The sequence below is a fragment of the Vicingus serpentipes genome, from assembly GCF_007993035.1.
In the GTDB taxonomy this organism is placed as follows: domain Bacteria; phylum Bacteroidota; class Bacteroidia; order Flavobacteriales_E; family Vicingaceae; genus Vicingus; species Vicingus serpentipes.
In genome coordinates, this window is the sequence record NZ_VOOS01000001.1 from 108,718 (window position 1) to 134,115 (window position 25,398).

A 25,398-nucleotide genomic window follows, 5' to 3' on the forward strand; every position below is an offset into this window, starting at 1 on the left:
AGTTATTAACAAGTTTTAAATGATTGTTTAACACTAAAAAATAAACTGCTACTTATTTTAGTTTTTTTGATTTTAAACGAATTGAATTTCCAATTACAATAACATCAGAAAAAGCCATCGTTAAAGCTGCAACCATCGGATTTAAAAAACCGAAAGCAGCAATTGGTATTGCAACTACATTGTAAAAGAATGCCCAAAACAAATTCTGCTTAATCGTTTTAAGCGTATGCTTACTTATTAAGAATGCCTCATAAACCTGACTTAAATCTTTATCATTTAGCAACACTATTTTAGCTGTTTGTACAGCAACTTGAGTTGCATTACTTATACTAATACTAACACTAGCTTTAGCTAGAGCAGGAGCATCATTAATACCATCCCCAACCATAACTGTAGTATTTGTTTTTTGAAGCTCATCTATTTTAGCTAATTTTTGTTCGGGTAATTGTTGACTAAAAACAGTTTTTATACCAATTTTAGCTGCAAGCTCATCACACACTTCTCTCCTATCTCCACTTAATAAAATTGTATTTAATCCTTGTTTATTTAATAGCGCTATAGTTTCAGCAACATTCTCTTTTAACTCATCTTCAATATCAACACCAGCTATTAACTCATTATTCTTTACTAAATAAATTGAATGTGTTTCCGATTCTACTCCTTTATTAAGAAATCGAGACGAACCTAATTGGTAAATATTACCCTCAATATCTTTTGCTTCAATTCCAAATCCTTTTATTTCTTTTATGTCAACTAAGTTTAGAATTACTGCATCATCCATTAAAAAATTAGCTATAGATTTTGCTATAGGGTGAGATGAGTTTTGTTCTAAGCTAAATAAAATATTTTTTAATTCTTGCTCTTCAATTTGAGTATAAAGCTTTGTTTTTTTAATAACAAAATTTCCAGTCGTAAGCGTACCTGTTTTATCAAATACAATATTTTTTGCATTAGCAAATTGCTCGAATGTACTTCCTCCTTTTATTAAAATTCCTTTCTTAGCAGCCCTACCAATCCCAACCATTACAGCAGTTGGTGTAGCTAGCCCCATTGCACATGGACAAGAAATAACTAATACCGCTATAGCTTGCATAACGGATTGTTGAAGGCTAATATTAAATACAAAAAAAGCTAAAGAAAATGTTATTAAAGAAAGTCCAATAACTACCGGAACAAAAATAGCACTAACCTTATCTCCCAGACGCTGTATCTGAGGTTCATCTTGTTGTGCATTTTTTACTAACTCAATAATTTTAGCCAAAACTGTTTTATCACCAACCTGCTCTGCTTTTATTTTTATTGTTCCTCCTTCTACAATTGTTCCTCCTATTACTTTTGAACCAATCCCTTTGGATAAAGGAACACTCTCTCCTGAAATCATAGCCTCATTAATAATAGCATCACCCCAAATCACTTCACCATCAACAGCCACTTTATCTCCAGTGTTAAATTGAAGAATATCATTGACCTTAATATCATCATATTCAACTAACTCAATTTTTCCATCAGACAAAACTCGTTTAGCTTCTGTTTTTTGAAGTTGATTTAATTCCTTGATTGCAGTTGTAGTTTGTTTAACGGAACGATACTCCAAGACATTACCTAACAAAACCAGAGTTGTTATCGTTGCTGCAGTTTCAAAAAAGAGATAATTATGTGCTTCGGGCAAACCATAATAAGCTAAAGATCCATATAAACTATAACCAAAAGCCGAAGTTATTCCAACAATAATTAAAACATCCATATTAGGAACCCCAGTTTTTAAAGAACCTATTGCACTTTTACCAAAATGCCATACTCCTACTGAAAAAACTGGTAAACATAAACCTAACTGAACCCATACATTATTCAAAAAGAAATCATGAGGAAAAAACATATGAAGAAAAAGTGGAATTGTAAAAAACAAAGTGAAATAAAATTGTTTTTCAATAGTCGATATTCCTTCTTGATTTTTAGTTACTTCTCCTTCATCAACAACTTTAAAACCCAAACTATTAATACTATCGGCAACTTCTTTTAAGTTTAATTCAATTGTATTATTATAAGAAACTTCTCCTGTAGAAAAATTAACACTTACATTATCTAAACCTTTTTTCTCTAATTGCTTCTTTATTCCTAAAGCACAATTAGAACAGGTCATCCCCTCAACATTTAGTGTAATATTTTTTGTTTTATTCATTTTCATAAAGTTACGATTAATGAGGGCTCAGTCTTGAGTAATTTCATAAAAAACATTATTAAAAAAAGTATAGAATAATTTTTTTTTAAAAAAAAGATATTACATTTGCCAAACTTAAATGGTGGATGTAGCTCAGCTGGTTAGAGCACTGGTTTGTGGTGCCGGGGGTCGTGGGTTCGAGTCCCATCTTCCACCCCATTTAAATAAAAAAGCTTCTCAAATTGGGAAGCTTTTTTATTTACCTATACTTTAAAAGTAAGTTTGGATAATCTGATATAATTCCATCAACCCCTCTTTTAATTAATAATTCGATAGTTTCAGGGTCATTTACTGTCCATACATGTAATTCTTGTCCAAACTCATGTACTTTATCAATAATTGCTTGCGTAGCATATTTATGCTGAACAATTATTTCATCAACAAAGTGATACCTTCTTAATGGTTTGAAATTAATCCCTTTATCAAAAGACAAGGGTAAACTTGCGTGTTTACCAACAAACAATTTACCTGTTCTTATGTTTTCATTTAACTTATGAATTCTGAATAGAGCTCTATCATTAAATGAAATTATTTTGCACCAATCGATAGCGTTTTTACTTTTTATTACATTTAATATATGACGCTCAATATTAGGGTAGTATAAATAACTATATTTTGTCTCTATAATTAATTCTGCTTTACCATCTATTAATTCTATAACTTCAGCTAAAGTTGGTATTTTTTCATCTATATAAACACGATTAAACTTAACCCCTGCACTTAACTTCTGTAATTCGCTATAGTCCATTAGTTTTACAAAACCAAACCCATTAGTAGTTCTTCTTAATGTTCGATCATGTAAAACAATTATAACATTGTCTTTAGTTTGCTGAACATCTATTTCAATTCTATCTACTCCTAAATCTAAAGCTAATTGTATTGAAGCTAAAGTGTTTTCTGGAGCTAAGCCTCCAGCCCCTCTATGACCAGTTATAGTAAGTTTACCCATTATTAAGTTAATTCAACTTTAGAATAATCATTTAATTCATTGTAAATACTATCTCGCTCAATAGGCTGTCTATTTACATCTTTAATTAATTTAATCATTTGTTCTGAAGTCATTACAGGCTTTTGCTCTTCTGCTCCTGCCATAGAATAAATTTTTGTTGAATCATCAACTGTACCGTCAATATCATTTACACCAAATGATAAAAGTAATTGAGCCGTTTTTCTTCCAATCATTGGCCAGTAAGCTTTAATATGATTAAAGTTATCTAAAAATATACGAGCCATTGCAAAAACCTTTAAATCCTCAATAACACTAACTTCTTCAATATCTGACATCTGATTGTTTTTATTCCTGAATTTCAATGGAATAAATGCATTAAATCCTCCTGTTCTATCTTGTAAATCTCTCAATCTATTCATATGATCAATTAAATGCTCATAACTTTCAATATGACCATAGAGCATTGTAGCATTTGAAGGCATTCCAACACTATGAGCAGCTTCATGCATCTCTAACCATTGAGAAGATGTGCATTTATCTTTACAAATTTGCTCTCTTATTGTTTCATCAAAAATTTCAGCTCCACCTCCAGGTAAAGAACCTTGACCAGCATCTTTTAAAATTTGCAGACATTCCTTGTAACTTACCTTAGCCTTTCTCGCCATATATTCCAGTTCAACAGCAGTAAAAGCCTTTACATGTAAATTTGGACGAATAGCTTTTATATTAGATATTAAGTTTCTAAAATATTCTAACCCCATTTTTGGATGCACACCTCCAACAATATGAACTTCTGTTATATCTGAATCGTTATATGCTTTAACTGCCTTATATATATCTTCTTCGGATAACTCCCATGCTTCATAATCATCCTTTTCTCTTAGCATTTTAGAGTAAGAACAAAACTTACAATCGTATACACATATATTGGTTGGTTCTACATGAAAATTTTTATTAAAGTAAGTTTTATCCCCATGCCTATCTTCCCTAATAGTATTTGCTAAGACTCCCAAAAAACCAAGCTCCCCATTGTTATAAAGATATAACGCTTCTTCAGAACTAATTCTTTGTTTGCTTAAAACTTTTTTAGAGATTTTAACTAACTTAACATCTTTTATGGATGATTCGATTAATGCATTTATACTTTCTAATTTCATTGAAACTTTTTTTTGTAAAGATAAGATATTCCATAAAAAAAGAGCCCTACATTTTGTAGGGCTCTTTAAACTATTTATTAACTATTTATCTTATTTAGATAAAAGTATTTTTTTAGTTGTTACCTCACCATTAGAAGTTACTTTAATAAAGTAAACACCATTTGGTTGAGCACTTAAATCTATTTTCAACATATTAGATGTTGTAGAAGAATTTGCTACTTCTTCGCCAATCATATTGAAAACAGCAACATTTGCATTGTTAGCTGGTAACATAACCTCAACAATTCCTGTTGTTGGATTTGGATAAGCTACAATTGAACTTAATTCAGAAGTGTGTGATTCAACACCAGTTGTTTTATCACAAACAATAGCAACAACAGTACCTTTACTATCTGTACCATAAGTAGCTAGATCTAACCATCCTCCTACTTCATTTGCCCAAACATTGTTACCTGTAGTTCCTGCAGCAAGCCCCATTACAATTGTATCACCATCAAGCGGTGTAACATCATGATCGTAACCTATAAAGAAACTAGGAGAAGTTAAATCTAAATCGATAGCTGGCGTAATTGGTAAGGATATGAATTGATTTAAATTTGCAGAGAATTGACCAGTTGTTATAGGAGCAGAAGCTAATACTGTATTTGGAGAACCTCCGGCACCATCAGCATCCCATATTTTTAAATTACCTGTTCCAGTACCTGTAGATTGAATAAATACATATCTAACTTCAACTAGTTCCTTACCAGCACCAGGAGAAGACATTTTAGAAGCCCAACCATTATCATCATAACAGTTATTACCTGCAACATAACCTTCTAACGGTAAATTACATGCTGCTGCATCTTGAGTCCAGTAAGACCCACCAAAATTTTCAGTATTCCAATCCCAACCCGCAACTGTAGAATCGCATATTGCTGTTCCTGCTGGATTAACTGTTATATAATCTGTTTTAGTTTCAGAATCAGCACCACCATTATCATCACCTATAGTTAATGTTACACTATATAAACCTTGAGTAGCATATGTAATTGCTGGTGGAGTTTGTCCAACAAATGAACTAGGAGTTCCACCAGGAAATGACCATGTCCAAGAATTTAAATTATCAGGACTTGTTGAAGCATCAGTAAAAGTAACCGAAGCACCTTCGTTAATTACAAGTGGAGCCCCAGTAAAGTTAGCCGTAGCAACTAAAGAACCACCTAAAGTCGATGTTGGTAATTCTGCTCTACCTGGAGAATTTGCAAAAACCTGAACAACTCTAGCTTTTTGTCCTTCTGTAAATAAGTTCATACAACCATCATCCGAATAATCCATATAATTTTGAACCATATCTGTAGAACCACAAGAAGAATGTGTTGAAGTACAACCATAGTTTGCTGCATCAGACTCTGGAGTATCAGCTACAAAATCATCAGTTCCACATGCTCCATCTCCCCAAATATGACGTAATCCAGCCCAGTGACCTAATTCATGAGTTGCAGTTCTTCCTTTATTAAATGGAGCTTGAGTTACACCTCCTGTTCCAGTATAAGTGTACCCTAAAACTAATCCATCTGTATTAGCATTACCACCATTAGTATTTAAACCACCTAATCCGGAAGAAGAAGGGAATTGAGCATAACCTAATATACCACCTTGGATTTGACAAACCCAAACATTCATAACTTCAGTTCTATCCCAATAAGTTGCAGGTTTAATAGTCGCATCAATAGTTGCTGTTCCATAACCATTAGTAGTGTTGTTAATTCCTGCTATATCTGCAGTTGAAACTCTATTAATACCTGGTTCTGCTAAAGTTTGTCCAGCCAATGGGTGATTTGAAGCGTAGCGTAATGCAGGTACAAAATTGATTTCTAAATCTGCAGCAACAGGCAAGAAAGCTGCAGGAGTGTTAGAAGCATCTGCATTTAATCTTCTAAAATCATCATTTAATATTGTTATTTGAGATGTAGCTTGAGCTTGGGAAATATTTCTCCCTTGTCCAACACTTTCTGTTGAATTATGAATAATATGCATAATTATAGGCACTGTTATTACTGCCTTTTTAGCTGTTCCGTTAGCTTTTTGAGCCTGATACTCAGCAACCTTTGGAGCTATCCATGCTTCAAATTCTTCTGTAGATGCAATACCTGGATATGCTTCTTTTAATAATTGATTATATTCAGTTGAAAAACATCTGATTTTTCCATCAGCTGTTCTTTCAGCAGAATTAATCATTTCTTGAGCTCTTTCTTCATTTAAAGTTACTGAGTTTGATACAGTCTGTGTATTCAAAATTGGCCCAGCTTTTCTACTGTTTTGACCAAACACAAGAACTGCACTCAATACTAGAGAAGAAAGTAAAAGTGTACTTTTTTTCATTTTAAATTAAGTTTAGTTTATAGTTTTTGTTAGTTATTAGCCAATAAATATAATAATTTAAAATTGAACTAAAAGTATATTTTAAATCAATTATTTGAATCCTATAATAAATTGATTAGGCAACCTTTCTATTCTAACTTACGTTCTTATAGAAGAAAAACTTAGGAGATTTATTTAAAAGTTAATATAGATAGGTAGTACAACATTTATTAATCTCCTTTAAATTTAAGCCCTGCTCCCACAGGGCTTTTTTTTTCACAAAAAAATCTTGTTAGGATTTAAAATATCATTTGGATCAAATAAGTTTTTAATATCCTTTTGAAGATTTATCATTGTTTGATTAAATGGGATATCCATATAGCCTTTTTGTACTAAACCTATACCATGCTCTCCAGAAACAGTACCTTTTAATTCAACACAAAGCGAAAAAATTTCTCTAATTGCTTTTGGTAATTCATTATTCCAAGCATCATCAGACATTTTATCTTTAATAATATTAACATGAAGATTACCATCTCCAGCATGGCCATAACAGACAGACTTAAAACCATACTCAACTCCAATTCTTTTAACTGCTTTTAATAACTTCGGAAGTTCAGCTCTTGGAACTACGGTATCTTCTTCTTTATAAATAGATTTAGTTTTTACAGCTTCCCCTACTACTCTTCTTATTTTCCATAATTTATCTTTTTGAGTAGCATCATTAGCAAATAAAATTTCATCACAGTTATAATTTTCTAGAACTGTATTGATTATTTCACAGTCTTTGTAAAGAACATCCATATCATTCCCATCAACCTCTATTAACAAATGAGCTTGAATATTTTCTGGAATTGTTATACTATTATCTCCTAAATGATTGCTTCCCCAAACTAAAGCATCTCGCTCCATAAATTCCATACCTGATGGAATTACTCCTGCCTTAAAAATATCTGCAACTGCTTCACAAGCTTCTTCTGCACTAAAAAAAGGAACTAACATTAATAGATCAAATTTAGGATAAGGAAGAAGGCGAAATACAGCTTTAGTAACAATGCCTAATGTACCTTCACTTCCTATAATAAGCTGTGTAAGATTATAACCCGTTGAATTTTTCAACACGTTAGCTCCAGTCCAAATTATTTCACCATTTGGAAGAACAACTTCTAAATTCAAAACATAATCTTTTGTAACACCATATTTAACCGCTTTTGGTCCACCTGAATTTTCTGCAATATTTCCACCAATAAAACAACTCCCCTTACTTGCTGGATCTGGCGGATAAAACAATCCTTTTTCTTTTACGGCTTCTTGAAATACTTGAGTAATAACTCCTGGCTCAACAGTTGCTTGAAGATTACGTTCATCAACTTCTAGTATTTGATTAAATCTTTCCATTGAAAGTAAAATACCATTATTTACTGGTAGAGCTCCACCACTTAAACCTGTTCCTGCACCCCTAGGTGTTAGAGGAATCTTTTCATTGTTACACATTTTCAATATTGTTGAAATTTCTTCAGGAGTTCTCGGCAAAACCACTACTTCTGGAAAGAACTTAAAATCTTCTGTTTCATCATGAGAATATTTATCTATACTTTCTTCGTCAAAAAGCACATAATCTATACCAACGATACTGATTAACTGATTAATATGCTTTGAATTGATTTTTGTGTAGCTCATGAAAATTTAATTTGAAAAATTTAAAAGTAATAAATTAAAGAAATACCTTTAATTAACAACTGTATTTTTTATATTTGCAAAAGTTTTGGCCTCGTAGCATAACTGAATAGTGCACCACATTACGGCTGTGGAGGTTGAAGGTTTGAATCCTTCCGAGGTCACAAATAAAAAAACCGAAGTAATTACTTCGGTTTTTTTATTTTAAACTATTCTAAAAGTTAAACGGCTACATTATGCTCTCTTAAAGCATCATTTAAAGATGTTTTTAAATCAGTACTAGCTTTTCTTTTACCTATTATTAAAGCACATGGAACATTATAATTTCCTGCCGGAAATTCTTTAGTATAAGAACCTGGAATTACTACAGAACGCTCAGGAACTTCCCCTCTATATTCAACTGGTTTATCTCCACTCACATCTATAATTTTAGTTGATTTTGTTAAAACTACATTAGCACCTAAAACTGCTTCTTTTTTTACATGAACCCCCTCAACAACAATACATCTTGAGCCTATAAAACAATCATCTTCTATAATAACAGGAGCTGCTTGTAAAGGCTCTAAAACCCCTCCTATTCCTACACCGCCACTTAAATGAACATTTTTACCAATTTGAGCACAAGAACCAACTGTTGCCCATGTATCAACCATTGTTCCTGAATCCACATAAGCTCCAATATTAACATAAGAAGGCATCATTATAACTCCTTTTGCCAAATAAGCTCCATACCTAGAAACAGCATGAGGAACAACTCTAACTCCAAGCTCAGCATAATTCGTCTTTAATTTCATTTTATCATGAAATTCAAAAGGACCGACCTCAATTGTTTTCATTTTTTGAATAGGAAAATACATCACAACTGCTTTTTTCACCCATTCATTCACTTGCCAATTATCACCGTTTGGTTCAGCAACTCTCAACATTCCCTTATCTAATAATTCAATTACTTTACGAATAGCACTTTGAGATTCTTTCTTTTGTAGAAAATCTCTATTATCCCAAACATTTTCAATAATTGCTTTTAATTCTTCCATAATATTATTTTGATGTCATTAAATTCTCTAAAATTAAAGTTGTCCCCTCCCAAGTATAATTTTGTTTTACAAACTCAAAACCATTTTCAGCTATAGAATTACAAAGGTCTTTATTCTCAATTAAGGATACAATATATTTTGAGTAATCGTTATAATTTTCGCCAATTAATGCACTTTTGTTATGTTCCGCTCCAAGAGCGTTATTTGCCAAACTAGATGTAACGCATGGTAACTTCATTGCCATTGCTTCAAGTAGTTTGTTTTGTAAGCCTGTACCTATTTGCATAGGTGCTACAAATATTTTTGATGCGGCATAATATTCAGACATATCTTCGACCCATCCAGTAACAATAATTTTTTCAGACTTAAGTGCAATAACTTTTGAATCAGGAGTTGCTCCGACAATTGCAAGATTAACATTAGGATGAGTATTCCAAACTAATGGCATCACTTCATTAGCTAAAAAAACTGCGCAATCAATATTTGGTGGATAAGCCATATTTCCTGTAAATATCAAATCATACTTTTTCTCTTCTTGTCGATGTTTAAACATTGAATAATCAACCCCATTTTTAACTATTTGAATAGAATCATTTTTAATATTTACAATCAAATCTCTATCCTGTTCTGAAATAATGGTTGTATTATCAAAATCGTTTAAAATAAAATGCTCATATCGTTTGAGACGAGTTGTTTCAATTTTCAAAAATGGTTTTAAATAAAATGGTGCATTATCAATTCTTCTCTCCATCCCTCTTGCAAGAGCATCCATGTAATCTAATGTCTTTTTAATTTTCGAATTTCTTACATATTCTGTTACTCGAATTAGCTGACAATAAATATGATCAGGGTTATACTTATTCAGTAATTGGTCTATTTTTTTTTGTGCTTGCTTATTATAAAAATAAGAAACCTGTAATGAGTTATTGCTAAACAACAATTGGACAAGTAAATTCCAATATATTTTTAATTTATAAAGTCTAATAATTTCGATACTTGAACAATATTTTTTTAATTCATCTATTGAAGATTGAGCAACTTTAGCATCTGAAAGTGCGCACAATATAATTTCGTTATTTTTTGAAAGCTCTTTAATTTGATGATATGCACGTAGTTTATCACCTTTTTCTAAAGGGTATGGAAATCGAGATAATAAAACAAAAATTTTCATACTGACTTAAAATAAACTTATTAGGTCTTTAATAATTTGGTTATTATCATATTTTTCATGAATCAATTGGAGTGCGTTTTCTCCAATCTGTTTTGCTTCCTCTTTGTTTTTTAAACACCAATTAATTGCAGTTATAAACTCTTCTTTTTTATTTGCAACTATTACATTTTTGTTTGGGACATAATCTATACCTTCTAATGCAATAGATGTTGCTATTACAGTTTTGCCCAATGCCATCCCTTCTACGATTTTAATTCGCATTCCTCCACCAGAAAACAAAGGTACTATCATCACTTGATTTTGGTTAATAAAATCAATCGCATCTTCAACTTGTCCAACTATTTCTACATTTTTTTGATTAAGTTTCAATAGCCATTCTGGCATATTTTTACCAGCTAATTTTAGAACTAAATCATTATTAGAAGACAAAATATTACCCCAAACGTTATTCAACAACCATTTAATCCCAATTTGATTTGGAGTCCAATCCATGCTTCCTATATGAAAGAAAGTAAACTTAGATTCAGTCTTTGCTTTTAAATAGTTTGAGACGTTAATTCCAAAAGGGATAACTTTAACTTTTGTTTCACAACCCAACAATTCTATTTGCTGTTTATCTCTTTGGGTAATTGAAGCAATCACATCAACATTTTTAAGAACTTCTATTTCCTGAACTTTTAGTTGATCTGCTAATTTTTTTAAATAAATCTTCTTTATCCCTTTTCGTTCATTTTGAGTATTTCTTTCCCAAATTTCATGTTCTACATTATGGGCTCTAAAAACGATTTTAGCCTTTGTGTTTTTTCTAATTGAATCAATATATCCCGAGACAAAGAGACCTTCTAAAATTATTACTTCAAATTCTTCTTTATCTAATGTTGAAACTATTAGTTCTTCAAATTTCTTACAATAAAAACGACTGAGGTTATATGAATTAGATTTACATAAATTTAATAAAGCACTAATAGGCTTAACCCTTGTATCTATAAAAAAATGCTCTATATTAGTTTTTTCAATATAATCTGCAGATATTTTTTCTGGTAAAAATGGATGTTTAGCAGTACTTATTGTTAAAACTTTTACTCGAATATTATTAGAAAGTAATCCTTCTGTAATATTATTCATAGCCTTACAACCTCCATCAATAGAAGGAACAGGTGGCTTTGAACATATTTGAAGTACTTTCATCTATTTTTTCTTTTTAAACAGTTTCTTAAAAAAAGAAAGATATGAATCTAAATTAAACATCGCAGAATCTGTAGTTGCTTTATAGGTAAAGAAAATTCCTAAAGGAAACAAAACAGCAGTTGCCAACCACATTCCTTGATATGGTTCAATCACCATTTCTTTAGCACTCTTCTCTCCCATCATAGACAATATCCAAAACAATAAAAAGAATACAACTGATATAACTACCGGCATTCCCAAGCCACCTTTTTGAACAATTGCACCAAGAGGCGCTCCAATAAAAAACATAATTAGACAAGCTATTGAAAAAGTGAATTTCCGATGCCATTCTATTTGAATATTTAACAAATTTTCTTGCTGATAATCCATTTCAACCATTGCTGCAGAAGCTCTTCCTTTATTTGTACGTGCAGCATTTAAAGCAATACTGTAAACTTGCTGTTTTTCTTCCTTAGAAAATGTATTTATTAATTCATTCATCGAAGCATAGATTAAACTATCGTTATCTGTTTTTTTTGTTAAAGTATCGTTTATTAAATATGAATTATGAATTGATAAAAAGAACTCATCAGTTCTTTTGTTCTGATACTTTTTTAAAGTATCAGTTTTGTTTGCAAGCTGATCTAAGTTCAGCATCCTATAATCTTCTTTAAATAGCTCCTCGTCTGTTCTATCCATTTTAAAACCAGACATGTCAATTCTCATTTCATGTTCTTCAAAAATAAAACGTGACAACGGATAAATCTTATCCCTTCTCCCCTCATACTTCTCTTGATAGTCTATACCATTAAAAAGCTTTATCGAAAAATAACTTTTATCATTAGACATTTTCATAATTGCAGAATCTGCAATTGTTAATTGTCTGTTGCCTTGATTTTCAGTATGATTATAAATCATCACATCTTTTAACAAATCCCCTTCTTCCCTTATCTCTTTTCCTTTTACACGAATCACATAACCATCTATTTCATTATAAAATACATCTGGTAATATGTTAAATGCTGGCTTTTGAGATCTAATATCATGAAACAATGAATAAAACTTTAGATTAGCTACAGGAATAACATTATTTGCAAAGAAAAAAGCTCCAATACTCAAGATTGAAACCAAAACAATTAAAGGTTGCATTACTTTTTGTAATGAAATTCCAGCCGCCTTAAATGAGACTAATTCAAAATGCTCTCCTAAATTTCCAAAAGTCATTAAAGAAGCTAACAATATTGATAGCGGCATTGCTAAAGGCACTAAGCTAGCGGAAGCATACATTAATAATTCTGCTATAACATACCATTCCAAACCTTTACCCAGCATGTCATCAATGTATAGCCATATAAATTGCATAAGCAATACAAATAGAGCTATAAAAAAGGTCATTATGAATGGACCTATAAATGATTTTATGATGAATAATGATGCTTTTTTCAAATCAATAAAGATTGTAGCAAATATAGTTATTCGATATAACTTAAATTAATGGAAATGAAGAGCTGCATATTATAAAAATCGCTACCTAAATTAAGTAGCGATTTTTATAATAAACTTTAACAGTTCTTATTTAAATTGACTAGAAACTATTAAATCTTTAGTACCGTGTGTCCAAGAATAAAAACCTTCTCCAGATTTTACTCCTTTTTTACCTGCCATTACCATATTAACTAATAATGGACATGGAGCATATTTAGAATTTCCAAAACCTTCATACAATACATTTAATATTGAAAGACATACATCTAATCCAATAAAATCAGCTAATTGCAAAGGTCCCATTGGGTGAGCCATACCTAATTTCATCACAGTATCTATTTCTTCAACTCCTGCAACACCTTCGTGCAAAGTAATTATTGCCTCATTAATCATTGGCATTAAAATACGATTGGCCACAAAACCAGGGTAATCATTTACTTCAGTTGGAGTTTTACCTAATTTTTTAGACAAATCCATAATAGTATTAGTAACCTCATCAGATGTTGAATAACCTCTAATAATTTCTACTAATTTCATAACTGGAACTGGATTCATAAAATGCATTCCTATTACTTTATCTGGTCTATTAGTAACAGCTGCAATTTGAGTAATAGAAATTGAAGATGTGTTTGTAGCTAAAATTACATTTTCATTTGTAGCATCATTTATTGCTTTGAAAATTTTCAATTTTAAATCAACATTTTCAGTAGCTGCTTCAATAACCAACTCTACACTTTTAACTCCTTCTACCATTTCAGTAAAAGTTGAGATATTAGCTAAAGTTGCCGTTTTGTCTGCTTCACTAATTTTTTCTTTAGCAACCATTCTATCTAAATTTTTAGAAATTGTTGCTATAGCCCTATCTAAAGCTGGTTGTGAAATATCTATTAAGTTTACTTTATATCCTGATTGTGCAAATGTATGAGCAATACCATTACCCATTGTTCCTGCACCAATTACTGCTACGTTTTTCATTTTTATTCCTTATTTAATTGTTCACTAAAAGTGAATTAATATTTTAATGTCCTTTTGCTGCCAAATATCTTTCTGCATCTAATGCAGCCATACAGCCTGTACCTGCTGCTGTAATTGCCTGACGATATGTTTTATCTGCTGCATCACCACATACAAAAACACCTTCAACATTAGTTAACGATCGTCCTGGTACATTTTTAATATAACCTACTTCATCCATATCAATGAATGGTTTAAAAATATCTGTATTTGGTTTATGACCAATGGCTACGAAAAACCCTGTACATGGAATTTCTTTAGTCTCACCTGTTTGATTGTTTTTAACTCTAACACCAGTTACTAAATCATTTTCACCTAAAACTTCTTCAGTATCTGTGTTGTATAAAATTTCAATATTTGGAGTATTTTGAACTCTTTCTGCCATTATTTTAGATGCTCTAAAAGAATCTTTTCTAACCAACATTGTAACTTTAGTACAAATGTTTGATAAATAGTGAGCTTCTTCACAAGCTGAATCTCCTGCCCCAACAATTACTGTTTCTTGACCTCTATAAAAGAAACCATCACATACTGCACAAGCAGAAACTCCACCTCCAGCTTTTAAATAATGTTGTTCAGAATCTAACCCTAAATATTTTGCAGATGCTCCAGTTGAAATGATTACAACATCAGCATGAATTTCTTTTTTATCTTCTATCCAAACTTTATGAACTCCACCTGAAAAATCAACTTTGGTTGCCCATCCACTTCTTACGTCTGTATCAAATCGTTTTGCTTGAGCTTCTAATTGCATCATCATTTCTGGACCAGTTACACCTTCTGGATAACCAGGGAAATTTTCCACCTCATTTGTTGTTGTTAATTGTCCTCCAGGCTGCATTCCTTGATACATTACCGGATTCATATTTGCTCTAGCTGCATAAATTGCTGCAGTATAACCCGCAGGTCCAGAACCAATTATTAAACACTTTACTTTTTCTATCTCTTCTGCCATTATATATAATTTTAAGTCGTTTTTGAATGAACTCAAAATTACTTAAAAAGAGCCTAAAAAATAGAATTGATTGTTAACCAAAAGCGTTCTTTTTTCAACAAAAAAAAAGTAGAATTGAATTTCTATTTTATTTTAATATTGAAGACCTCTCGTAATAAGTATCTCTAATGCTATTATAAGATTTACCTGTGGAAATATAGATTTCTAATTCTTTTTTTAACTGTTCATCCATAAACTCCATTAAAGGTTGCTTAACTTTTGTTAAATTTTTTAAAGCATCTATAATATAACCGTCCCACTCATCACTATATTTCAATAAATCATCAGGATAAATTGTTTTTCTACAATTAGATTTTCCACAACCGCAATTCATTGGTTTTTCAATATTTAAAGTACCATAATCATCTGTAATTTGCTCCCCTGCTTCGATATCTCTAATGGCTATCTCAAAACCATACCCTGTACTAATCGAATTAAAATCACAGTAATGGTTCATATACTTCGCATAATCCCAACTCAAAATTCGATCTCCTTTATTATCTATATATGAATATTTATTTATGTGTTTTAAGTAATGTGGATTTTTTAATAAAGGATGATTTTCTGGATAAATTAATTCCATTTCATCTAATATATAAGTAATACTTCCTTTTGGTATTAATGAAGTTGCAAAAACTCCTAACCCAATTTCTTTACTTACAAGTTTCACTTCTGTATTTGGGTGTATCATCTTTTAGTGAAAATTTTAAATAATAATAGTAAACAGATTAAGATAACGGATAGCAATAAAGCTATACCATATCTACTTTGGAGCTTATTTTTAATTTGATTAATCATTTGTATATTTCTTTTTTCAATTAGACGAAAATGAATAAAAAAGTCACACCTATTTTGAATAAAAAAAAGTGATTTAAATAATATCAAATCACTCTTTCTTATCTAATTTTTACCCAGAACTAATTTTCCTCTTCTAATGATTCTTCATTGTCAAGAAAAACCTGTTTATCAGATTTTAAAATTGCTCCTTTTTCATCCATCAATAAAGTATATGCTTCATCATCAGAACTTAAAACAATTTCATAATGAATCACATGTTCATTATTCTCTATCTTAGATTGATTTGACAAATAAGTGTCTTTATACTTTGACAATGCCGCTTTTGAAACAATTGTTGGTATTTCTGATTCTTCTATACTCGTTTTAGTTTCTAACCACTTACCTGTTGCATCAAAAATTCCTGTTACTGACATATCATTTTCATAAAATTCAGCCACATAATTTACTCCTTCTTTATTCCATTCTACTTCAGTAGCCTTAGGAAACTTTAATTTACATGATTCTTTTACTTTTGCTGGAGCATCTTGAGCTACTGCCATTGATTGAACAAATACTAAGGCTAAAATTGTTAAAGTTTTCATTTTCTTAAGTTTAGTTTAAGCAATTTAATTATTGCTGTATTTAGACGAAAGAAATTAAAAAAGTCACTCAAAATCAAATGTTTGATTAACAATAATTTAACTTGCCAAAGAAGATGTATTATTTAGTTTATTTAGAATATAAATCGTTATAAAGTTTTAACACTTTAATTTTTGCTCTTTTTATTCTCATTTTAGTAGTACTTTCTGTAAGGTTTAATATCGACTGAATTTGTTTTAATTTAAATCCTTCTTGATATTTCATTAAAAGAATCGCCTTATCAATCGCTGGCAATAAATTTAAAACTTCATCTAACCTACTTACTTTTAAATCTTCTAATTCAATTAATTCAATATCTTCATCAACTTCCTCTATGTCATATAGCTGATGTGAGATTTTTTTTAAACTTCGTAGATAATTAATACACTCATGATATACAATTGAAAACAACCATGTTGAAAAAGTTGATTGTTTTTTAAACTCTTTTAGCTTATCAAAAACTTTACATAAAATATCTTGTGTCAACTCCTCAGAAACATCTATACTCTTAGTAATTGCTAAGCATTTTTTGTAAACAATTAATTGATATTTTTTATATAAAAAACTAAAAAACTCACTTCTACCTTCTAGAACAATTAAATCTACTAATTGCTCATCTGTGTAGGTATTTTTAGTTTCGCTTTTCATCAAACAATTTTAATGTTTTATATGTTACCATTTCAGTTTCATAAATAAATTAATTACACAAAAACATATAAACAAAAACACACTAGATTTTAGTTTAGTATTACTTTTGCAAAATGCAACAAAATCAATCATTTAAAATAATTGCTAAGACCAGCTTTGGTTTAGAAGATGTTTTAGTAGAAGAATTATCAAGTATAGGAATTAAAGACATTGAGAAAGGAAACCGTGTTGTAACTTTTGAAGGTGATAAAGCTATTCTCTACAAAGCAAATATTTGGCTAAGAACAGCAAACAGACTTTTAGTTCCTATTCGTCAATTTAATATTAAAAATGATGATGATTTGTATCAAAAAGTTAAAAATATAGCTTGGGAAGATATTTTCGATATCAATCAAACTTTCGCTATTGATTCAACCGTTTTCTCTCCCCTTTTTAATCATACTAAATATGCAGCTTTTAAAACTAAAGATGCTATTGCAGATAGATTTAGAGACAAATTTGATAAACGTCCTGATGTTGATACTGATTTTCCTCATATAAGAATTAATCTACATATAGATGCAGAGAACAATTGTACAATAAGTCTTGATAGCTCTGGTGACCCATTATTTAAAAGAGGATATAGAGATAGCCGAAGTATTGCTCCTATAAAAGAAGATTTAGCCGCAGGCCTAATTTTATTAAGCGATTGGGATAAAAAATCAAACTTCTTAGACTTATTTTGTGGTTCTGGCACCTTATTAATTGAGGCTGCAATGATTGCTTACAACATTGCTCCTAATCTTATACGTAAGGAATTTGGTTTTTTTAATTGGAAAAACTTCGATAAAGCACTTTTTGATGAAATAAAGGAAGATGCACTTGATGAGCAAATAGATTTTGATAAAAAAATAATTGGAATAGATAACGATGGCCGTGTATTAGGGATGTGTAGAGCCAATTTACAAGCAGCCGATTTATTAGAAAGAGTTGAATTACATAAAAAGGATTTTCAAGATTTTGAAGCTCCTCAATATAAAGGAGTAATAATATCTAACCCTCCTTATGGCGAACGAATTGGAGAAAACGTAGATGAATTATATAAAGCATTTGGTGATAACTTAAAATCTCAATATGATGGGTGGAACGCTTGGTTTATCAGTTCAAATATGGAAGCATTAAAAAAAGTTGGTCTTCGTCCTTCTAGAAAAATCAAATTATTTAACGGAAGCTTAGAGTGTAGACTAATGAAATATGAAATGTATAGAGGAACAAAAAAGCTACATAAAATAAATCCAGAAGATACTACTTCATCATAAATTATTGTTCAAAACCTGTTAGTTTCTCATTGAAATTTAAATCCTATAACTTTAAGATATAACTTAATTTTAGGGTTCGAATAATTTCAACCAAAAGACTATAATGTTTTTAATTTTTGATACCGAAACAACTGGACTCCCTAAAAATTATAATGCTCCAGTTTCTGATTCTGGCAACTGGCCAAGAATGGTTCAGGTTGCTTGGCAATTACATGATGTATCAGGAAAATTAATAACAAATAAAAACTTTATTGTTAAGCCTGAAGGGTATGATATTCCCATTGGAGTATCAAGTATTCACGGTATAACTACCGAAAGAGCTTTAAGAGATGGATACGATTTAAAGTTTGTACTAGAAGAATTTCTTGCCGATTTAAAAAACACAACATATAATGTTGGGCATAATATTGAATTTGACATAAATATTGTTGGAGCTGAATTTTTTAGACTAGGAATTGAAAATGATTTAGCTGACAAAAAAGAAATCGACACGATGAAAAGTGCTGTCGATTTTTGTCAAATACCAGGAGGAAGAGGTGGAGGGTTTAAATATCCTAGTTTAACTGATTTACATACTAAACTTTTTGGAGTAGCTTTTGCCGATGCTCATGATGCTGCTTTTGATGTTGATGCAACTGGACGTTGTTTTTTTGGATTAATAAAAAACAGGGTTATCCAACCTGTCGAAATTAATGATTTTGACACTGTAGTTTATGATGCTCCTGTTTTAGAAGAAGCAAATTTTGAGGACTTTAAAAAAGAACAAGAATCAGTTTTAGATAATCTTTCGACAAAGGTATCTGCCGAACTTAAAGATGTTCCTTTTACCCATTTACATAATCATTCTGAATTTTCCATTCTACAATCAACTACAAAAGTTGCAGGTTTAGTAAATAAAGCTAAAGACTTAGGAATGGAAGCCATTGCTCTTACAGATCATGGTAATATGATGGCAACTTTTCATTTTGTTAGAGATGCTATAGCTGCAAACATAAAACCAATTGTAGGATGTGAGTTTAACCTTTGCCATGACAGAAAAGATAAATCTTATAAAGATGATGGTTTTCAAACCGTTTTATTAGCTAAAAACAAAAACGGCTACCATAATTTGGCAAAACTTGCTTCTTATGCTAATATCGAAGGTTTTTATTATGTTCCCCGAATAGATAGAGATGTATTATTAGCATATAAAGGAGATTTAATTGCACTAACAGGTGGGCTTTGGGGTGAAATACCTAATAAAATTTTATTTGAAGGTAAAAAACAAGCTGAAGAAGCTTTTGTATGGTGGAAAGATAATTTTGGAGAAGATTTTTATGTCGAAATAAATAGACATGGTGTTCCTGAGCAAGATTCGGTAAACGAAGTATTAATTGAGTTTGCTAGAAAGTATGATGTTAAAATTGTTGCAGCAAATAATACTTATTACATTAATAAAACTGATGCTGTTTCCCAAGATATTCTTTTATGTATAAAAGATGGAAAACCATTAAGTCAACCTAAAAAATACATTGGAGCAAAAGGCAGAGAATTTAGATATGGCTTCCCAAATGATGAGTTTTATGTAAAGTCGAGCGACGAAATGAAACAATTGTTTGCTGATTTACCAGAAGCGATAATAAATACTCAAGAAATTGTAGATAAAATTGAAACTTACGTTTTAGCAAGAGACGTGTTACTTCCAAAATTTGATATCCCAGATGAGTTTAAAGATCCAAGAGATGAGGAAGACAGCAGCTTAAAAATTGGAGAAAACAATTATTTAAGACACATAACATACGAAGGCGCTAAAAAAAGGTATGGTGAACTTACTGAGGAGATAATTGAACGATTAGATTTCGAATTAGGAGTAATAAAAAACACTGGTTATCCAGGATACTTCCTTATTGTTGAAGATTTTATTCGAGAAGCACGTAAAATGAGTGTTTCTGTGGGACCTGGCCGTGGGTCTGCTGCTGGTTCTGTTGTTGCATATTGTACATGGATTACTAATATTGATCCAATAAAATACGATCTACTTTTTGAGCGTTTTTTAAATCCAGATCGTGTATCGATGCCTGATATTGATATTGATTTTGATGATGAAGGTCGTAGTAAAGTTATGGATTATGTTATCCAAAAATATGGATCAAACCAAGTTGCACAAATAATTACCTATGGTACTATGGCTGCAAAGTCATCTATAAGAGATACAGCTAGAGTTCTTGAATTACCATTATCAGAAGCAGACCGAATAGCTAAACTGATTCCTGATATAAAACTTAAAAAATTATTTGGATTAGATGATGAAGCTTTAGCTGAAAAGCTTGGAAGACATGAAGATATAGACAGAGCAAACCAACTAAAAGAAATTGCCCAAGGAAATAATTTAGAAGCAAGGACTGTAAATCAGGCTAGAAATGTAGAGGGTTCAGTTCGTAACACAGGTATTCATGCTTGCGGCGTAATAATTACCCCAGATGATATCACTAACTATGTTCCTGTAGCATTAGCAAAAGATTCAGAAATGACCTGTACTCAGTTTGACAACTCTGTTGCTGAAGATGCAGGTTTATTAAAAATGGATTTTTTAGGATTAAAAACTCTAACTCTTATTAAAGATGCTTGTCAAATTGTTAAAGATAGACATGGAATTGAATTAGATCCTGAAACTTTTGACATAGAAGACGAAAAAACTTATGAGTTATTTCAACGTGGAGATACTGTCGGTATATTTCAATATGAATCTCCTGGGATGCAAAAACACATGCGTTCATTAAAACCAACTGTTTTTGCTGATTTAATTGCAATGAATGCTTTGTACCGTCCTGGTCCGATGGAATATATACCTTCTTTTATTAAGAGAAAACACGGAGAAGAAGAAGTTGTATATGATCTTCCTGATATGGAAGATTACCTAAAAGAAACTTATGGTATTACAGTTTACCAAGAGCAAGTGATGCTTTTATCCCAAAAACTAGCTGATTTCACTAAAGGTGAAGCTGACGTATTGCGTAAAGCTATGGGTAAAAAGCAAATAGCTGTTCTGGATAAAATGAAACCTAAATTTATTGAACAAGCTGCAGAAAAAGGACATGATCCTAAAAAATTAGAAAAAATCTGGAAAGACTGGGAAGCTTTTGCTGCCTATGCATTTAATAAATCTCACTCTACATGTTATGCTTGGATTGCATACCAAACTGCTTTTTTAAAAGCCCACTACCCTGCTGAATATATGGCATCTGTTTTAAGTAACAACATGAACGACATTAAGTCAGTTACTTTTTTCATGGATGAATGTAAACGTGCTGGAATAACAGTTTTAGGTCCTGACGTAAATGAATCTGTTCATAAATTTACAGTAAATAAAAAAGGTGAAATTAGATTTGGGCTAGGTGCAATGAAAGGTGTTGGAGGAAAAGCTGTAGAGTGTATTATTCAAGAACGCCAAGAAAATGGGCCTTTTACTTCAATTTTTGATTTAGTAAAACGAATCGATTTGCGGTCAGTTAACAAAAAAACAATAGAAAGTTTAGCTTTAGGTGGAGGTTTTGATTCTTTTGAAGGAACACATCGAGCACAATACTTTGCTGAGCAAGATAGTGGTGGAATTTTTCTTGAAAAGATAATTAAATACGGAAATAAATATCAAGAGAATAAAAACTCTACTCAAGTATCTATGTTTGATATGCTTGAAGGAGAGGAAAGTGCCCAAATTGAAGAACCCCCAATTCCTAACTGTCCAGAATGGGGAACTTTAGAAAAACTAAATAGAGAAAAAGAAGTCGTAGGAATATTTATCTCTGGTCACCCTTTGGATGATTTTGCTTTAGAAATAAAATCATTTGCAAAGGGTAATTTATCTCACTTACAAGATGTTCAGAAGTATAAAGGAGCTCAGCTATCTTTAGTTGGCATTTGTACCGCTGCTCAAGAGCGAATGACAAAAAAAAACACTCCTTTTGGAATATTACAAGTAGAAGATTATAGTAATTCTCATGAATTTTTCATTTTTGGTGAAGAATACATAAAGTTCAGACCATATTTTGTTGCTGGTCAATTTTTATTTATACAAGGAAGTATTCAACCTCGTAAATGGAGTAAAGACCCTAATGATGTTGAATTTAGAATTAATAGTATTGAACTTTTATCAGAACTAAGAGAAAAAAAAGCTAAAGGAATTACATTGACCATTGACAGTAATGATGTGACAAATAAACTAATAACTGAAATAACTGAAATAATAGAAAGTCATTCTGGAAAATACACATTAGGATTTAATGTTACTGATGAAAACGAAGGAACAATTGGCCTTCAGGTTAGAACAAAAAAAGTTGAACTATCAAACGAGTTTATTAGTAATTTAGAAAAAATAAAAGAAGTGAATTATAAAATTGTGTAAGGTATGACAGTTTGTCTCGTTTATTACAATGGATTAATTTTTGAATAATAAAGATTATATAACAATTAAAATTAAAGAAAATGGCTTTAGAATTAACAGACGCAAATTTCGAAGAAAATGTATTAAACTCTGACAAACCAGTATTGGTTGACTTTTGGGCAACTTGGTGCGGACCATGTAGAATGGTTGGACCATTAGTAGAAGAAATCGCTAATGAATTTGAAGGTAAAGCAGTAGTTGGTAAAGTTGATGTTGACAACAACCCTGAAACAGCTCAAAAATATGGGATTAGAAATATTCCTACTATATTATTTATGAAAGGTGGAGAAATTGTTGACAAACAAGTTGGTGCTGTTTCAAAAGATGTATTAGCTTCTAAATTAGAAGCAATGATGTAATCAAAGATTACTAAAAATAAAAAGGGAGGTATTAATACCTCCCTTTTTATTTACAAAATATTCTATTCTTTTTAATATGCTTTTAGCATATCTCTATATTCACATAAATCTTGTTGATTTGTAGGATTAGTTCTATCCAACATCAAAGACAATAAATAATCTAAACTCATTCTTTTATTTTCAAAATCTTCCATATCCATAACTTCAGCTTCAACTTCTTCATCTCCTTCTAAAATTGCTTCATCAGCTGGAATTGGAATGTTAAATGTCCCTGTATTTTCTATATGCTCATAAGTTAATCGAATTACTTTTGTTAACGTTGGATCTTCTTCTGTTAAAGCATAAGGTCTTAATTCTTTCAAATCCTTAACTAATTGTTCTTTAACAATTCCTGATTTAGCTATATCTTTTTGTAACTTAACAATAAGTTTATTTGCTTCTATGGTTTTCATTTTTGATTATTTTTAAGAAAACATAAAATTACAATAAAAGGCGTTAATTATAGCGTATTTTACATAATCTTTTATTAATCTAAATTAAACATCTTAACTTTACTCTTCATTGTTGTATATTTATTTCATGGAAAAACAAAACTCAAGTATTTGCGATATTTTAAACATTAAGTATCCTATTATCATGGCTCCTATGTTTCTAGTATCTAACATAGAAATGCTTGTTGCAGCCTCAAAATCTGGTATCACTGGAGCTATTCCAGCACTTAACTTTAGAACTATTGAAGAATTTGAAATAGCACTTAAAGAATTAAAAGAAAAGTGTGAAGGCCCTTTTGGAATAAATTTGATTGTAAATAAGTCTAATTTTTTATACAAAGAACAATTAACAGCCTGTTGTAAACATAAAGTTGATTATATTATTACATCATTAGGATCTCCAGAAGAAACGATAAATCAAGCTCATAAAGCTGGTGTTAAAGTTTTTTGTGATGTAACTGATTTAGCTTATGCAAAAAAAGTTGAAGCCTTAGGCGCAGATGCTTTAATAGCTGTAAATAAAGAAGCTGGAGGACATGCTGGAAACTTATCATACAAAGAGCTAATTCCTTTGCTAATAGAAAATTGTAACATTCCTGTAATTTCAGCTGGTGGTGTTGGAAATCATGAACAAATGAAACAAATTTTAGACCTTGGTGCTGCTGGGCTTTCTATTGGTAGTTTGTTTATTGCCTCATCAGAAAGTGGTGTTTCTCAAGATTATAAAGAAGCATGTGTAAATTATGGAGCAAAAGACATTGTGTTCACAACTAAATTATCGGGTTCGAGATGTACGGTTATTAAAACTCCTTACGTTGAAAAAATTGGTACAGACCAAAACTTTTTAGAAAAAATATTAAACAAGAATAAACAATTAAAAAAATGGTTTAAAGCTTTTACCTTCTACAAAGGGATGAAAAATCTACAGAATGCTGCATTTGGAGCCACTTACAAAACTGTTTGGTGTGCTGGTCCTACGATAGAATATGTAAAAGAAATAAAACCAATAAATGACATTGTAAAATCTTTGGTAAATGGATAATACTGCTTTAATTAAAAAAATTAAGTGGCAACTCTACCTTTTAGGTAAGTTTAAAATACCAATGATTGGTTATACAGGATTAAAACTTGTAGAGATTACTGAAACTACTACTAAAGTTAAAATAAGACTAAAAAGAAGAACTAAAAACCATTTAAATTCGATGTATTTTGGGTCTTTAGCAATTGGTGCTGATGTTGCTGGTGGTTTACACGCCTTCTATTTTGCTAACAAATATGGTAAAACGGTTTCGTTTGCTTTTAAAGGAATGGAATGTGAGTTTCTTAAACGAGCTGAATCTGATTGTATTTTTGTTTCTGAAGACGGAAAAAAAGTTGAAGATGCAATTAAAAAATCAATAGAAACAGAAGAACGAATTAATGAAACGACAAATGTAAATGTATTAAATATCGAAAATGAAGTTGTTGCTAAGTTTAAGTTAATTGTTTCTGTAAAGTGTAAATAAAATTTAACCCCCAAATAAAAAGCCCGAACTTAAATAGTTCGGGCTTTTT

Annotated in this window: 20 protein-coding genes and 2 tRNA genes; 7 read left to right on the forward strand and 15 right to left on the reverse strand. The window is 30.9% G+C overall.

Annotation, left to right across the window (positions count from 1 at the left end; genetic code table 11):
* Positions 1-52: 52 nt before the first annotated feature.
* A complete protein-coding gene (locus tag FRY74_RS00480) occupies positions 53-2,179 on the reverse strand; it encodes a heavy metal translocating P-type ATPase (RefSeq protein WP_147097561.1) in 2,127 nt (708 codons plus the stop codon).
* Positions 2,180-2,300: 121 nt separating this feature from the next.
* Between FRY74_RS00480 and FRY74_RS00485 the strand changes: the two genes are divergently transcribed.
* Positions 2,301-2,377 (forward strand) — tRNA-His (locus tag FRY74_RS00485).
* A gap of 40 nt (positions 2,378-2,417) precedes the next feature.
* Here the strand turns inward: FRY74_RS00485 and FRY74_RS00490 are convergent.
* The 4 genes from FRY74_RS00490 to FRY74_RS00505 form a co-directional block, all read right to left on the reverse strand.
* Positions 2,418-3,167 (reverse strand): glycerophosphodiester phosphodiesterase, encoded by a 750-nt coding sequence (locus tag FRY74_RS00490; RefSeq protein WP_147097562.1) that lies wholly within the window; start codon positions 3,165-3,167, stop codon positions 2,418-2,420.
* Positions 3,168-3,169: 2 nt separating this feature from the next.
* Positions 3,170-4,324 carry an aminofutalosine synthase MqnE gene (gene mqnE, locus FRY74_RS00495; protein ID WP_147097564.1) on the reverse strand — a complete coding sequence of 385 codons (1,155 nt, stop codon included), beginning with the start codon at positions 4,322-4,324 and terminating at the stop codon, positions 3,170-3,172.
* 90 nt (positions 4,325-4,414) lie between these two features.
* Entirely contained in the window at positions 4,415-6,688 is a 2,274-nt protein-coding gene (locus FRY74_RS00500) for a M43 family zinc metalloprotease (RefSeq protein ID WP_147097567.1), read from the reverse strand.
* A gap of 255 nt (positions 6,689-6,943) precedes the next feature.
* The gene (locus FRY74_RS00505) at positions 6,944-8,347 is read right to left on the reverse strand and encodes an FAD-binding oxidoreductase (protein WP_147097569.1); all 1,404 of its coding nucleotides are present in this window, start codon (positions 8,345-8,347) and stop codon (positions 6,944-6,946) included.
* An 87-nt stretch (positions 8,348-8,434) separates the two neighbouring features.
* On the opposite strand from FRY74_RS00505, the gene FRY74_RS00510 reads away from it, so the two are divergent.
* Positions 8,435-8,508, forward strand: a tRNA-Arg gene (locus FRY74_RS00510).
* A 57-nt stretch (positions 8,509-8,565) separates the two neighbouring features.
* On the opposite strand, the gene FRY74_RS00515 is transcribed toward FRY74_RS00510, so the two are convergent.
* The 9 genes from FRY74_RS00515 to FRY74_RS00555 all read right to left on the reverse strand — a co-directional run bounded on the left by FRY74_RS00515 (position 8,566) and on the right by FRY74_RS00555 (position 17,276).
* Positions 8,566-9,381: a 2,3,4,5-tetrahydropyridine-2,6-dicarboxylate N-succinyltransferase gene (locus FRY74_RS00515; protein ID WP_147097571.1), complete on the reverse strand. Its 816-nt coding sequence runs from the start codon at positions 9,379-9,381 to the stop codon at positions 8,566-8,568.
* Positions 9,382-9,385: 4 nt separating this feature from the next.
* Complete coding sequence (locus FRY74_RS00520) at positions 9,386-10,552, reverse strand: glycosyltransferase (RefSeq protein ID WP_147097573.1); 1,167 nt, start codon at positions 10,550-10,552, stop codon at positions 9,386-9,388.
* Positions 10,553-10,558: 6 nt separating this feature from the next.
* Complete coding sequence (locus tag FRY74_RS00525) at positions 10,559-11,740, reverse strand: glycosyltransferase family 4 protein (protein ID WP_147097575.1); 1,182 nt, start codon at positions 11,738-11,740, stop codon at positions 10,559-10,561.
* Positions 11,741-13,165, reverse strand: coding sequence for an LptF/LptG family permease (locus FRY74_RS00530; protein WP_147097576.1), 1,425 nt, complete (start codon positions 13,163-13,165; stop codon positions 11,741-11,743).
* Between the two features lie 126 nt (positions 13,166-13,291).
* Positions 13,292-14,179: a 3-hydroxybutyryl-CoA dehydrogenase gene (locus FRY74_RS00535; RefSeq protein ID WP_147097577.1), complete on the reverse strand. Its 888-nt coding sequence runs from the start codon at positions 14,177-14,179 to the stop codon at positions 13,292-13,294.
* A gap of 43 nt (positions 14,180-14,222) precedes the next feature.
* Complete coding sequence (trxB, locus tag FRY74_RS00540) at positions 14,223-15,173, reverse strand: thioredoxin-disulfide reductase (protein WP_147097578.1); 951 nt, start codon at positions 15,171-15,173, stop codon at positions 14,223-14,225.
* A 127-nt stretch (positions 15,174-15,300) separates the two neighbouring features.
* Positions 15,301-15,903: an SET domain-containing protein gene (locus tag FRY74_RS00545; RefSeq protein WP_147097579.1), complete on the reverse strand. Its 603-nt coding sequence runs from the start codon at positions 15,901-15,903 to the stop codon at positions 15,301-15,303.
* Positions 15,904-16,129: 226 nt separating this feature from the next.
* On the reverse strand, positions 16,130-16,591 hold the full coding sequence (locus tag FRY74_RS00550) for a PepSY-like domain-containing protein (protein WP_147097580.1): 462 nt from the start codon (positions 16,589-16,591) through the stop codon (positions 16,130-16,132).
* A gap of 127 nt (positions 16,592-16,718) precedes the next feature.
* The gene (locus FRY74_RS00555) at positions 16,719-17,276 is read right to left on the reverse strand and encodes an RNA polymerase sigma factor (protein ID WP_147097581.1); all 558 of its coding nucleotides are present in this window, start codon (positions 17,274-17,276) and stop codon (positions 16,719-16,721) included.
* Between the two features lie 113 nt (positions 17,277-17,389).
* On the opposite strand from FRY74_RS00555, the gene FRY74_RS00560 reads away from it, so the two are divergent.
* The 3 genes from FRY74_RS00560 (at position 17,390) to trxA (ending at position 23,353) form a co-directional block, all read left to right on the forward strand.
* Positions 17,390-18,574, forward strand: a complete 1,185-nt coding sequence (locus FRY74_RS00560) for a THUMP domain-containing class I SAM-dependent RNA methyltransferase (RefSeq protein WP_147097582.1) — start codon at positions 17,390-17,392, stop codon at positions 18,572-18,574.
* 103 nt (positions 18,575-18,677) lie between these two features.
* Complete coding sequence (dnaE, locus tag FRY74_RS00565) at positions 18,678-22,955, forward strand: DNA polymerase III subunit alpha (protein ID WP_147097583.1); 4,278 nt, start codon at positions 18,678-18,680, stop codon at positions 22,953-22,955.
* Positions 22,956-23,035: 80 nt separating this feature from the next.
* Complete coding sequence (gene trxA, locus FRY74_RS00570) at positions 23,036-23,353, forward strand: thioredoxin (RefSeq protein ID WP_147097584.1); 318 nt, start codon at positions 23,036-23,038, stop codon at positions 23,351-23,353.
* Positions 23,354-23,424: 71 nt separating this feature from the next.
* On the opposite strand, the gene FRY74_RS00575 is transcribed toward trxA, so the two are convergent.
* The gene (locus FRY74_RS00575; protein ID WP_147097586.1) at positions 23,425-23,805 is read right to left on the reverse strand and encodes a hypothetical protein; all 381 of its coding nucleotides are present in this window, start codon (positions 23,803-23,805) and stop codon (positions 23,425-23,427) included.
* A gap of 127 nt (positions 23,806-23,932) precedes the next feature.
* Between FRY74_RS00575 and FRY74_RS00580 the strand changes: the two genes are divergently transcribed.
* The gene (locus FRY74_RS00580; protein WP_147097588.1) at positions 23,933-24,886 is read left to right on the forward strand and encodes an NAD(P)H-dependent flavin oxidoreductase; all 954 of its coding nucleotides are present in this window, start codon (positions 23,933-23,935) and stop codon (positions 24,884-24,886) included.
* Positions 24,879-25,349 carry a DUF4442 domain-containing protein gene (locus tag FRY74_RS00585; protein ID WP_147097590.1) on the forward strand — a complete coding sequence of 157 codons (471 nt, stop codon included), beginning with the start codon at positions 24,879-24,881 and terminating at the stop codon, positions 25,347-25,349. Before FRY74_RS00580 ends, FRY74_RS00585 begins: the two co-directional genes overlap by 8 nt.
* The last annotated feature ends 49 nt before the right edge of the window (positions 25,350-25,398 follow it).